Raw genomic sequence first — 13,738 nt, forward strand, 5'->3', positions numbered from 1 at the left:
TGACGGCGGCGCTCAAAGGCGCCGCCGACTGAATCAGTCCGCCGCGGATTGCGTTGCCGGTGCGCCACGGTTCGCCGAGCGGCGCTTGATCGCCATGGCGCCGCCGAGCAAGGCCTTGCGTTGTTCGCTCAAGCGCGCATCGGCACGGCGTTGCACATCGGCGGCAAGGTCCAGCAACTCACCGACCTGCACTCCGTCAGCGCGTATCAGCGCCTGGAGTACCGCCCGGATCTGTTCGAACAAACACTCCAGCGTGCTCGGCAGGTACTGGCCCACCGGGGTTTCGAAACTCAGGTGAATGTGCTCGGCATCGTTGTAGAACGCGGCGACCATGCCGATCTCGGCAGCCTGACGCCCGGATGGGAAGTCCTCGACCTCCAGGCCCTCCATCGACGACAAGCGACCGACGCCTTCCTGGTAGATCAGCTTGATGTCGAACAGCGGCGAACGGCCGGCCCGGCGCGGCAAGCGCAAGGCTTCCACCAGACGCTCGAACGGCAGGTCTTGATGATCCGAAGCCTCCAGCACCGCCCGGCGACAGGCCTCCAGCAACTGCGCCGCCGACTGCTCGGCATCGACCTCCACTTGCAGTACTAATTGGTTAACGAAGAAGCCGACCATTTCTTCAAGCTCGGCTTGATTTCGGTTGGCGATATCGGTGCCGATACGCACCCGACTGACCTCGGTACGCTGGCGCAGGACGAGGGTGAAACCGGCCAGCAACAGCATGAACAGCGACAGATCGCGCTGTTGGGCAAAGTCGCGCAACTGCTGGCTGAGTTCGGCGCTGAAGGTGAAATGAGCACTGGCACCCTCTTGCGCCGTGCGCCGGTCGCCATCGGCGGGCAACTCGAGCACCGCTTGTGGCTCGGCAAGGCGCTGCTGCCAGTAGTCGAGTTGGCGCTGCAACTCGCCGCCCTGCTCCAGCCACTGGCGCTGCCATTTGGCGAAGTCGGCGTACTGCACACTGTGCGCCGGCAGTTGCGGAGTCTGGCCACGGTTGAGGGTTGGATAGAGCGTGACGAATTCATTGATCAGGACGCGGAACGACCAGTCATCGGCGACGATGTGGTGCACCGTCAGCAACAGCACATGTTCGTCATCCGCGACCCGCAGCACCCGCACCCGCAGCAACGGACCGTGGCGCAGGTCGAATGGTCGGGCGACCTCCTCGCGGGCCAGTTGCTGCGCTTCGACGTCCGGCGCCGGTCGATGCCGCAGGTCGCTGGCCTCGAAGCTCAACGGCAATTGTCCGTGCACCCGCTGCCAGGTGTGGCCGTCTTCTTCGTAAAAGGTGGTGCGCAACACGGCATGACGTTGCACCAGGGTTTCGAAGGTTCGGCGCAGGGCGTCGAGGTTCAGTTCGCCGCGCAGGCGCAAGGCACCCGGCATGTTGTACATCGAACTGTCCGGTTCGAGGTTCCACAGGAACCACAAGCGCTGCTGGGCAAAGGACAACGGCTGACGTTCGCCAGAGGTATCCGCCACCAGCGCCGGGCGCTCACAACTGTGTTGCAGCGCCTGCACCCGGGCGGCGAAATCCTCGAGGCGCGGGTGTTCGAACAGGCTGCGCAAACTCACCGACAGGCCCAGGCGCTGGCGGATCTGCGAGACGATTTGCGTCGCCAGCAACGAGTGCCCGCCCAGTTCGAAGAAGCTGTTTTCCCGATCGACGCGATTGACCTGCAACACCTGCCGCCAGATCTGCGCCAGTTCGATTTCCAGTGCGCCTTGCGGGGCGCTGCCGACGTCGGCCTCCCAGACCTGCGGGGCCGGCAACGCGGCGCGGTCGAGTTTGCCGTTGCGGTTGAGCGGCAACGCGGCCAACAACACCAGTTGCGCCGGCAGCATGTACTCCGGCAGGCGCTCGCCCAGGGCGCGGCGTACGGTGTCGGTGAGTTGACGTGGATCCGAGTTCAGCCATTCATCACTGGCCGGCACTACGTAGCCGATCAATTGCTTGCCACCAACGCCTTCATGCACCAGCACTGCGGCTTCGCTGATCATCGGCAAGCCTTGCAGATGCGCTTCCAACTCACCCAACTCAACCCGGAAACCACGGATTTTCACTTGATGATCGATGCGTCCCAGGTACTCCAGCGCACCGTCCTCGCGATAGCGCGCCAGGTCGCCGCTGCGGTACAGCCGCGCGCCCTGCGTGCTGGAAAACGGGTCGGCGATGAAGCGCTCGGCGCTCAAGCCCGGTCGCTGGTGATAACGCTGGGCAAGGCCGGCGTCGCCGCCGATGCACAATTCGCCGACGCAACCGGTCGGCAGCAGGTGGCCTTCGCTGTCCAGCACATACAGCGCACGCCCCGGCAGGGCTTTGCCGATGGGCACGCCAATGTGATTGCGGGTATCGGCCAGTGTGCATTCGTGGGTGCTGGACACCACCGTGGCTTCGGTTGGCCCGTAGGTGTTGAGCAGGCGCACATCGCCCAGGCCGGCGGCGTGCCACAGCTTCAAACCTTCCAGCGACATGGCTTCGCCACCGACGTGGACCTGACGCAAACGCCCCTTGTCCCGCTGCGGGTGCGCGGCCCACTCCTGAGACAGCAGGAACCAGTACGCCGCCGGCAAATCCGCCAGGGTCACGCCATGCTCGATGATCTGGCGATAGAGGGTGTCGGTGTCCCACAGTTCCTCGCCGCGCATCACCAGCGCCGCGCCCACGCACAATGGCGGGTAGCACTGCTCGACAAAGCCGTCGAAGCTGAACGTTGCGAATTGCAGCACGCGGTCTTGCGGGGTGAGTTGTGAATAGTGCGCCGCGATCACGCAAAACTCGCGCAGTGCCGCATGGGCCAGGCACACACCTTTCGGGCGTCCGGTGGAGCCGGAGGTGTAGATCAGATAGGCCAGGTCTTCGGCGCTGGCGAGGTTGATCAGGTTGTCGGTGGAATACCCGGTGTCTGCACCCGGCTCCAGCGCCAGGCGCGGCAAACCTTGCGGCAGCGCTACATCGGCCAGCAGGCCCGGTTGCGCCAGCAGCAGGTCCATGCCGCTGTCTTCGATCATGTAGGCCAGGCGCTCGGCCGGGTAATCCGGGTCCAGCGGCACATAACCGGCGCCGGACTTGAGGATCGCCATCAGGCTGACGATCATCTGCCCATTGCGTCGCACCGCCAGGCCCACCCGCTGCCCCGGCGCCACGCCCTGGGCACGCAGGCGATGGGCGAGCTGGTTGGCTTGCGCATTGAGCTGGGCGTAGGTCAGGCGCTCGTCACCGACCATCACCGCCAGCGCATCGGGGGTGCGTGCCGCTTGTTGCTCAAACCGCTGATGAGCCAACAACGGGCTATCGATTGGCGGCGCCGGCGGACGGGAACACGCCAGCACCATTGCTTGCGCCTGTGCATCCAGCAAGCTGACCGCGCCCAATGCCTGTTGTGGCTGTGCGACGAACTGCTCCAGCACCTGCAACAGGCTGGCGCCCAACTGGCTGATCTGCGCGGCACTGAACCGGGTTCGGTCGAAACTGAAATCCAGGCGCAGGCTGGCGCCGACTTCGATGCCCAGGGTCAGCGGGTAACTGGTGATTTCGTGATTGTGCAGCGCACCGAAGGTCAGGCCCGCCGGCGCCCCTTGCTTGAGGGCTTCGGCCACCGGGAAGTTCTCGAACACCAGCAGGCTGTCGAACAGCGCCCCCTGTTGCCCGGCCCAGCCCTGAATGTCGTACAGCGGCACGTGTTCGAACTCGCGCAGGCTCAGGTTCAGGGCTTGCAGGTCGTTGAGCCACTGGGCCACCGACTGCCCCGCTTGCGGCGCGGCGATGATCGGCAAGGTGTTGATGAACAGCCCCAACTGCTGCTCTATGCCCGGCAGCGGCGCGGAGCGTCCGGCAATCGTTGCGCCAAACGCCACACAGGACTGGCCCGTGTAGCGTTGCAACAGCAGGCCCCAAGCGCCTTGCAACAAGGTGTTGAGGGTGATTTTCTGCTGGCGGGCAAAATCGCTCAGGCGCTGTAGCGCGGCGCTTTCAAGGGTCAATTGATGTTCACCCATGCCGTACCCATGGGCAGGCGTCGGCAAGGCTTGCGCCAGCAGCGTCGGCGTTTCCAGCGGCGCCAACGCTTGTTTCCAGAACTGCTCGGCGGCCAGCAGCGGCTGCTGTTGAATCCAGCCCAGATAGTCGCGGTATTGCCCCAACGGCCTGGCCAACGTCTGGCCGGCATAGTGCTGGATCACTTCGCCGAGCAACTGCGCGTTGCTCCAGCCGTCCATGAGGATGTGATGGCTGGTATGGATCAGGTGCCAGCCTTCACTGCCCCGGCGCACCAGCAGCAGGCGGAACAATGGCGCGGCGCTGAGTTCGAAGCCACGGCTGCGCTCCTCGGCGGCCAGTGCATCGAGATCGATGTCGGCTGCTTCGATCACTTGCAGTTGCAGGTCGATCTGGCGATGAATCACCTGATGCGCGCACTCAAGCCCCAGCCAGTGGAAGCTGCTGCGCAGGATGTCGTGTCGGTTGATCGCCGCCTGCCAGGCCCGGCCGAATGCCGCCAGCTCCAGCCCCTGGATGTCCAGGCGCAATTGATTGATGTAGGCCTCGGCCTGGGGTTCGTACAGGGTGTGGAACAGCATGCCCTGTTGCATCGGCGTCAGCGGGTAAACGTCCTCGATGGCCGGCGCCGCAACAGGCAAGGCATCGAGTTGTGCCTGGGTGATGCGCGCCAGTGGGAAGTCCGACGGCGTAACCTGGCCTGGCGCTGTCGCACAGCAATGTTCGATCAGCGTCTTGAGTTCTTCGGTGTAAGCATCGGCCAGTCGCTGCACCGTGGACTCGGCAAACATGTCACGGCTGAAGCCCCATTGCAGCGAGAGCTGCCCGCCATAGACCTGGCCCTCCACGGTCAGCCAGTTGGCCAGCGGTGCATCGTCGCCCTGAGCCTGGCCGCCGCTTTCCGGGGCTGGGACGAACAGCGCGGCGTCGTCGAACTGACGGTCGAACTGCCCCAGGTAGTTGAAGGTGATCCGTGGCGCCGGCAAGTCTTGCAGGGCCTGGCGCTGCGCCGGTTCGCCCAGGTAGCGCAGCAGTCCATAGCCCAGGCCTTTGCCGGGAATGGCGCGCAGTTGCTCCTTGATCGACTTGATCGAATTTGCCACCCCGGCCTCGGGTTGCAGGCGCAGCGGAAACAGGCTGGTGAACCAGCCGACGGTGCGGCTCAGGTCGAGGTCGTCGGACAGGTCTTCGCGGCCGTGGCCTTCCAACTGGATCAGCGTCGAGCCCTGCCCGCTCCAGCGGCAGATGACCCGCGCCAACGCCGTGAGCAACAGATCATTGACTTGGGTGCGATAGGCCGCCGGGGCCTGTTGCAGCAACTGGCGGGTCAGTTCCTCATCCAGTTTCGATTCGATCTTGTGCCCGTGGCGCTGCTGCAAGCTGCCCTTGGGGTTGTCGCACGGCAGGTCCCGGGTGTCCGCCAGTTGCGCCTGCCAGTACGGCATTTGCCCAGGCAAGGCGCCGGCATGCTGTTGCAGATGCGCGGCCCAGGCTTGATAGGGGCTGGTTTTCTCGGGCAGTGCCACTTGCCGGTAAGCCTGTTGCAAATCTGCGAGCAATACCCGCCATGACACCCCGTCCACGGCCAAATGATGAACCACCAGCAACAGGCGCTGACTGCCATCGTCGAGGCTGATCAGCAAGGCACGCAGCAGCGGCCCGCTTGCGAGATCGAGGCTGCGTTGCGCTTCATCGCACAGGGCGGTCAAGGCTTCGGTCGAAGACGCCCGACGTTGCCACAATCCAGCTGACTCGACTGGCGCTGCGTGGCGCTGCTGCCAGCCTTCGGCACCGTCGATGAAGCGCAGGCGCAAGGCGTCGTGGTGGTTGACGACGGTAACCAAGGCCTGCTCCAACACCTCAGGATTCAACACGTCCCGGGGCGTCAGCAGCAGCGACTGGTTCCAGTGCTGACGCTGGGCGATGGCCTGTTCGAAGAAGTAATGCTGTGCCGGGGTCAGGATCACCTCACCACTGACCGGGCCTTGATCGACAGTGCTGCGGCTGTCGAACGCCGCGACCAGCGCCAGGCTACGCACGGTCTGGTACTGGAACAGGTCGCGCGGGCTGAGGCGAATGCCCGCCTGGCGGGCACGGCTGACCACCTGGATGGAAATGATCGAGTCGCCGCCAAGCTCGAAGAAATTGTCTTCGAGGCCCACGGGTTCCGCGCCCAATACGTCCTGCCAGATCTGCGCCAGCGCGATCTGCATCGCATCTTGTGGCGCAACGAATGCCTGTTGCGGCGTGGCATCGGGCGGCGGCAAAGCCTTGCGGTCGAGCTTACCGTTGGCGGTCACCGGCAAGGCGTCCAGCGGCATCAGGTAGGTGGGCACCATGTATTCCGGCAGGCTGTCGAGCAGCCAGGCCTTGAGGGTTTGCGGCCACTGCGCATCGGTGTCGGCGTTTTCCAGCACCAGATACGCCACCAGATGCTTGCCGCCCTGCACCAGCACCACGGCCTCACGCACCAACGCATGCTGCATCAGCCGGGTTTCGATTTCCCCCAGTTCGATGCGCAGGCCGCGCAATTTGACTTGATGGTCGAGGCGCCCGAGGTATTCGATCACCCCATCGGCGCGCTGCCGCACGCGGTCGCCGGTGCGGTACAAGCGCGCACCGTCATGGAAGGGGCACGGCACAAAACGCTCGGCGCTGAGCGCCGGACGCCGGTGATAACTGCGCGCCAGCCCGGCGCCACCGAGGTACAACTCCCCCGCCACGCCGGCCGGAACCGGCAACAATTGTGCATCCAGCACATGGGTGCGCAGGTTGGCGATGGGCTGGCCGATGGGCACGCTGTCGGCGCCTTCGTCGATGCAGGTCCAGTGGGTGACGTCGATGGCCGCCTCGGTCGGGCCGTAAAGGTTGTACAACCCGGCACCCGGCAGCTTTTTGAACACCTGCAATTGGGCATCCAGCGGCAAGGCTTCACCGCTGCAGACGATGCGCTTGAGGCCGGCGCACGCCTCGACACCCTGCTCGTGGATGAACGCCTGGAGCATCGAAGGCACAAAGTGCAGCGTACTGATGCCGTACTCACCGATCAGGCGGATCAACCGCGCCGGTTCACGATGCGCCCCCGGCGGTGCCACCACCAGGCGCGCGCCGGTCATCAGCGGCCAGAAGAATTCCCACACCGATACGTCGAAACTGAACGGGGTCTTCTGCAACACCGAGTCGCTGCCATCCAGCCCGTAAGCCTGCTGCATCCAGCACAAGCGGTTGACCAGCGCCGCGTGACTGTTGCCGGCGCCTTTGGGCTTGCCGGTGGAACCGGAGGTGTAGATCACATAGGCCAGGTTCAGTGGATGCACTTCAACTGGCGGGCAGGACTCGCTGTAGCCGTCGAGCCAGTCTTGCTCCTGATCCAGGGCGATGACCTTGACGCCTTCGGTGGGCAGTGTGCCGAGCAAAGTGCTTTGGGTGAGCAGCAGGCCAATCGCACTGTCTTCGATCATGTAGGCCAGGCGCTCAGCCGGGTATTCCGGGTCCAGCGGTACGTAGGCACCACCGGCCTTGTGAATCGCCAGCAGGCCGATGACCATTTCCAGTGAACGCTCGACACAGATCCCCACCAGCACATCCGGGCCGACACCCTGCTCGCGCAAGCAGTGCGCCAGTTGATTGCTGCGGGCGTCGAGTTGCACGTAGCTGAGCTGACGATCGCCAAACACCAGTGCCGGCGCGCCGGGGGTGCGTCGGGCCTGGGCCTGGATCAACTGGTGCATGCACTGCTCGACCGGATAGATCTCGGCGGTGCGGTTCCAGTCCCGTACCAACACTTGCTGCTCATCCGCCGTCAGCATCGGCAACTCGCCGATTTTTTGCGTCGAGTCGTCGACTATCGCCTGCAACAGGCGCGTCCAGTGCCGGGCCATGCGCGCGATGGTATCGGCCTCGAACAGGTCGCTGGCGTAGGTCAGCGCGGCGTGCAGCTTGCCGCCCTTTTCCCAGGTGTCGAGGGTCAGGTCGAACTGGGTGGTGCGGCTTTGCCAGTCGATGCTGCCCAGCTCCAGGCCGGACGCAGTGCTGACCGAGGCCATGTCGGCCACATGCGGCTGGTGGTTGTACATCACCTGGAACAGCGGCGTGTGGCTGAGGCTGCGCTCCAGTTTCAGCGCTTCGACCAGGCGTTCGAACGGCAGGTCCTGATGGGCCTGGGCGCCAAGGGCGGTTTCCTTGATGGCGCACAGCAGGTCGTCGACCCGGGTCTGGCCGTCCAGTTGGGTACGCAGCACCTGGGTGTTGACGAAGAAGCCGATCAGGCCTTCGATTTCCGCGCGGTTGCGGTTGGCGATGGGCACGCCGACGCGGATGTCGGTTTGCCCGGTGTAGCGATGCAGTAAAGTGTTGAAAGCGCCGAGCAACAGCATGAACAGGGTGATGTTGTGCTTCTGTGCGGTGCTGCGCAGTTGCTCGGCCAGTTGCGCCTGGACCGCGAATTCGTAGCGGGTACCGCGATAGCTCGGCATCGCCGGGCGCGAATGATCCAGCGGCAGTTCCAGCACAGGATGTTCATCGCCCAATTGCACCTGCCAGTATGCCAGTTGTCGCGCCTGCTCACCCGCCTCCAGCCAGCGGCGCTGCCACAGGGCGTAGTCGCTGTACTGGATAGGCAGCGGCGTCAGCTGCGGTTGCGTGCCGGCATCGAAGGCGTCGTAGCAGCGGATGAATTCGTCGATCAGCACGTTCATCGACCAGCCGTCGGAGACGATGTGGTGCAGGGTCAGTAACAGCACGTGCTCAAGCCCTGCGAGCTTGAGCAAGGTGACCCGCAGCAGCGGACCGGTCGACAGATCGAACGGCAGTACCGATTGCTGTTCGGCGGTTTCAGCCACGGCACGCTCGCGCTCCTCGGCGGGCAGTGCGCTGAAATCCACCTGCTCGATGACCAGCGGCGCGGTGGCCGGGACTTGCAACAGGCTGTCATCGGCCTGACGAGCGAACACCGTGCGCAGGGTTTCATGCCGCGCCACCAGGCTGGCGAACGCCTGTTCCAGCGCCGACAGGTTCAGGCACCCGATCAGCCGCACCGCGCCCGGCAGATTGTAGGCACCGCTGCGGGGATCCAGTTGCCAGAGGAACCACATGCGTTGCTGGGCGTACGACAGCGCCTGGCGATCCTCAGCCTCGATGCTGGCCGGAATCGGAAAACGGGCGAAATCCACGCCCTCCTTGTGCAAGGCCGCAAGGAACATTTGACGCTTTTCCAGGGGCAACCCGATAAACCGGCGAGCGAGTTTCAAGGAGTCTTCAGCATTCATCTATCGGCATCCGCATCAGTAGGCAGCAGGCGCAAGGGCGCGTCGTCCCTATAAAACGAATGCAGGCGGGAAAAATTAGCGGATGGGAACAAGTATCAGGAGGGAGTGAAACGCGAAATTCGGGGCTACTGAAAATCAAAAATGTGGGAGCGAGCTTGCTCGCGATAGCTGTGTGTCAGGCACCATTATTGCCGGCTGACACGACGCCATCGCGAGCAAGCTCGCTCCCACAGGGATCGGGTGAAATTTGGGAGTGGTGTTAACCCACGGCAGCCATGGAAAGCCGCCGATGATGCACCTCAAGCTGATCCTTGATCACCCGCAGCACCTTCGCTTCCTGCTCATGGATGAAGAAGTGCCCGCCAGCCAGCATGTCCACCGAAAAACTGCCACGGGTTTCCTGGCTCCAGCCGATCAACTGTTCGGCGGTGGCGCGGTCGGTCTTGCCGCCGAGCACGTGCACCGGGCACCTGAGCAACGGGCGCTGCACCGGCTCGAAACGCCCGCACAGCAGGAAGTCCGCGCGCAGCACCGGCAGGGTCAGGCTCATCAACTCTTCATTGGCCAGGATCTCTTCGCTGGTGCCGTTGAGGGTGCGCAATTGCTCGATCAGTTCGGCGTCGGTTTTCGGCTCGGCATACTGACGGTCGTAATCGGCGCGCAGCGTCGGTGCGGCGGTGCCCGAGGCGAACAGCGCCACCGGTTCCGGGCAACCCAGCGAGCGAAACGCATGGGCCATCTCGCAGGCCAGCAGCGCCCCCATGCTGTGGCCGAACAACGCATACGGCGCCTTGAGCGTGGCTTTCTGTTCCTGGGCCAATTGCAGCGCCAGACGGCGCATGTCGGTGTGCAAGGGCTCACCGTAGCGCGCGCCCCGCCCCGGAAGCTCCACCGGTTGCAGCTTGAGCCACTCCGGCAGTTTTCGCCGCCAACGGCTATAGACCATGGCACTCGCGCCCGAATAGGGCAGGCACAGCAATGTCAGCGGGGTCACCGGGCTTTCCTCGAGAGTTGTCTGCTAAGAGAACGGATGAGGTGCCCAAAGAATTAGCCATGTGAGTAACCCTGTGGGAGCGAGCTTGCTCGCGATAGCGGAGTGTCAGTCGACATCATGAGTGCCTGACACACCGTCATCGCGAGCAAGCTCGCTCCCACAGGAGGCTGTTTCCAGCATTGAATCTTTATTTCAGATGGCGATAGCTCGGGATTGCCGAACCGAGCACCACTGCCCCCGCCGCAATCGCCAGCCAGAACCCGCTGCGCGCGCCGAAGGCGTCCACCAGCCAGCCGGAGCCGGCGGCGCCGATCGCCACGCCGATGCTCAGGCCGGTGACCAGCCAAGTCAGGCCTTCGGTGAGTTTGGCCGGCGGTACGATCTGCTCCACCAGGGCCATGGCGACAATCAGCGTCGGCGCGAAAAACAGGCCGGCGACAAACACCGCCAATGACAAACCGAAAATGTTCGTCGCCAGCAGCAACGGCAAGGTGGTCACCGCCGTCGCCACCCCGCCGTACAGGAACAGGCGCGCCAGCGGCACTTTCGAGCGCAGTGCGCCGAACGCCAACCCGGCCAGGCACGAGCCGATGGCGTACACCGACAGCACGATACTCGCCGCCGCCGGTTGGCCCTGCTGCTGGGCGAAGGCGACGCTGACCACGTCCACCACACCGACAATGGTGCCCATGGCGACCATCAACAGCATCAGCAACTGAATATCGCGGGAACGGATGATCGAGCCCTGGTGATGCTCTTCATGGGGATGCACCGGCGGCTCCGTGCTGCGCTGCAGGACGAATGCGGTGACGCCGATGGCCAGCGCCAGCAAGGCCGCCAGCGGCCCGGCCTCGGGGAATGCCACCACGCACAACCCCACGGACAATGGCGGCCCGACGATGAAGCAGACTTCGTCCAGCACCGACTCCAGGGCGTAGGCGGTTTGCAACTCGGGGCGGCCGCGATACACCTCAGTCCAGCGTGCCCGCACCATCGCCGACATGCTCGGCATGCAACCGGCCAGCGCGGCGAAGAAAAACAGCGTCCAGTGCGGCGCCTGCAACCGCGTGCACAGCAACAACAGCAACAGTGCCCCACCGCCCAGCAACGCCGATACCGGTAGAATCCGCCCCTGGCCAAATCGATCCACCAGCCGCGACACCTGCGGCGCACAAAACGCCGTGGCCAGGGCGAACGTCGCCGCCACCGCGCCGGCCATTGCGTAGCCACCCTGCAACTGCGAGAGCATGGTGATCAGGCCGATGCCGGTCATCGAAATCGGCATGCGCGCGATCATTCCGGCCAGCACGAATGCGCGGCTGCCGGGGGCTTTGAACAACTCTCGATAGGGGTTTGCCATGGGATGGGTCTCATCAGGGGACTGCACGTTGCCACAACGGCTGATTGCGGGGGAAGCGTGGAATTGTTGGTTGAATGTGAAGGCCCCCATCGCGAGCAGGCTCGCTCCCACAATGGCCGGCGTACACCAATCAACTGTGGGAGCGAGCCTGCTCGCGAAGGGGCCAGAACAGACAACTGACCTCCCTTCGCCAAATGAACTCTCACCGACCCCGACCAGTCAGTTGAATAGGCCCCCGGTTCCCGGAGTTTCGCGACAATGGCTGATCACCCCGAACGCCAAAGCCCCATCGACGCCCACGGCATCATCGGCGATATGCGCAGCGCGGCGCTGGTCAATGACAAGGGCAGCGTGGACTTTTTCTGCTGGCCGGAATTCGACAGTCCGTCGATCTTCTGCTCGCTGCTGGACACCCCCGAGGCGGGGATTTTCCAGTTGTCGCCGGATTTGCCCGACGCCCGTCGCGAACAAATCTACCTGCCCGACACCAATGTGCTGCTGACCCGCTGGCTCAGCGATCGCGCCGTGGTCGAGGTCACCGACCTGCTGCCGGTCGGTGACACCGAGGATGACCTGCCGCTGCTGATGCGGCGGATCCGTGTGGTCAGCGGCCGCGCCACCTTCCAGATGCGCTGCGCCGTGCGTCATGACTACGCTCGCGCCAAAACCCGCGCACGCATGGATGAAAAAGACGTCACCTTCGACGCGGTCGATCAGCCATCCCTGCGCCTGTCTTCGGATCAGGTTTTGCATATCGACGGCAATGCGGCGGTGGCCGAATTCACCCTCGAACAAGACCAGACCAGTCAATTCCTGCTCGGTGCCCTCGACGATCCGCGCTTAAAGGAAGGCGCTGCACAACTGTGCCTGGAGCGCACCCTGAAATTCTGGCGCGACTGGATCGGCCAGTCCAACTACCGCGGCCGCTGGCGCGAAATGGTCAACCGCTCGGCCCTGGCGATGAAGCTGCTGACCTCGCGCAAGCACGGCGCCATTCTCGCCGCCGCCACCTTCGGCCTGCCGGAAAGCCCTGGTGGTTCGCGCAACTGGGACTATCGCTTCACCTGGATCCGCGACGCCTCGTTCACCGTCTATGCATTCATGCGCCTGGGCTTCGTCGAAGAGGCCAACGCCTACATGCGCTGGTTGCGGGGGCGGGTCAGCGACTGTCAGGGCAAGCCGATGAAACTCAACATCCTGTATGCCATCGACGGTCGCCAGGAATTACCGGAGATCGAGCTGACGCACCTGTCCGGCCATGGTGGCGCACAACCGGTGCGCATCGGCAATCAGGCCTATGAACAGGTCCAGCTCGATATCTTTGGCGAGCTGATGGACGCGATTTACCTGGTCAACAAATACGGCGAAGCCATCTCCCATGAAGGCTGGAAACACACGGTGGAGGTGGTCGATCAGGTCTGTGAAACCTGGGAGCAGAAAGATGTCGGCATCTGGGAAATGCGCGGCGAGCAATACCATTTCCTGCATTCACGGCTGATGTGCTGGGTCGCCCTGGACCGCGCCATCCGCCTCGCGTCAAAGCGCTCGCTGCCGGCACCTTTCGCGCGCTGGGACCAGACCCGCCAGGCGATCTACACCGACATCTGGGAGAACTTCTGGTGCGAGGAACGCGGGCATTTCGTCCAGCACATCGGCGGCACCGGCCTGGACGGTTCGATGCTGCTGATGCCGTTGGTGCGTTTCGTCAGCGCCCGCGACCCGCGCTGGCTGGCGACCCTGCAAGCCATCGAAAGAAGCCTGGTACGCGACGGCATGATCTACCGCTACCGCAACGACGACAGCCAGATCGACGGCCTGCCCGGCAGCGAAGGCGCCTTTGCCGCATGCTCGTTCTGGTACGTCGAATGCCTGGCCCGCGCCGGCCAGCTCGACAAGGCCCACCTTGAGTTCGAACAACTGCTCAGGTACGCCAACCCGCTGGGGTTGTATGCCGAAGAGTTCGACAGCCATGGGCGGCACATGGGCAACACGCCGCAGGCATTGACGCATCTGGCATTGATCAGTGCGGCTTGCTTTCTGGATCGGAGGTTGAGTGGGGAGAAGGGATTTTGGCAGCCGTGAATACGGGTTAAACAATGTTCGAACTCAGGCAA

4 protein-coding genes are annotated in these 13,738 nt (G+C 64.0%); 1 reads left to right on the top strand and 3 read right to left on the bottom strand.

Translation table 11 applies throughout. The features are described 5' to 3' along the window. Nucleotides 1-33: 33 nt before the first annotated feature. The 3 genes from ABIE16_RS27475 to ABIE16_RS27485 form a co-directional block, all read right to left on the bottom strand. Nucleotides 34-9,270 (bottom strand): amino acid adenylation domain-containing protein, encoded by a 9,237-nt coding sequence (locus ABIE16_RS27475; RefSeq protein ID WP_429522335.1) that lies wholly within the window; start codon nucleotides 9,268-9,270, stop codon nucleotides 34-36. A 259-nt stretch (nucleotides 9,271-9,529) separates the two neighbouring features. Further along, the gene (locus tag ABIE16_RS27480) at nucleotides 9,530-10,264 is read right to left on the bottom strand and encodes a thioesterase II family protein (RefSeq protein WP_429522336.1); all 735 of its coding nucleotides are present in this window, start codon (nucleotides 10,262-10,264) and stop codon (nucleotides 9,530-9,532) included. 187 nt (nucleotides 10,265-10,451) lie between these two features. Then, complete coding sequence (locus tag ABIE16_RS27485; RefSeq protein ID WP_429522337.1) at nucleotides 10,452-11,624, bottom strand: MFS transporter; 1,173 nt, start codon at nucleotides 11,622-11,624, stop codon at nucleotides 10,452-10,454. A gap of 258 nt (nucleotides 11,625-11,882) precedes the next feature. Here ABIE16_RS27485 and ABIE16_RS27490 point away from each other — a divergent pair, with 258 nt between their 5' ends. Further along, nucleotides 11,883-13,706 (top strand): glycoside hydrolase family 15 protein, encoded by a 1,824-nt coding sequence (locus ABIE16_RS27490; protein WP_429522338.1) that lies wholly within the window; start codon nucleotides 11,883-11,885, stop codon nucleotides 13,704-13,706. The last annotated feature ends 32 nt before the right edge of the window (nucleotides 13,707-13,738 follow it).

Source organism: Pseudomonas sp. 2725 (assembly GCF_050434585.1).
GTDB classification, from domain to species: domain Bacteria; phylum Pseudomonadota; class Gammaproteobacteria; order Pseudomonadales; family Pseudomonadaceae; genus Aquipseudomonas; species Aquipseudomonas jessenii.

Coding starts and splice junctions, on each gene's coding strand:
- ABIE16_RS27485 (WP_429522337.1), bottom strand. CDS start 11,624: ATGGCAAACCCCTATCGAGAGTTGTTCAAAGCCCCCGGCAGCCGCGCA.
- ABIE16_RS27475 (WP_429522335.1), bottom strand. CDS start 9,270: ATGAATGCTGAAGACTCCTTGAAACTCGCTCGCCGGTTTATCGGGTTG.
- ABIE16_RS27490 (WP_429522338.1), top strand. CDS start 11,883: ATGGCTGATCACCCCGAACGCCAAAGCCCCATCGACGCCCACGGCATC.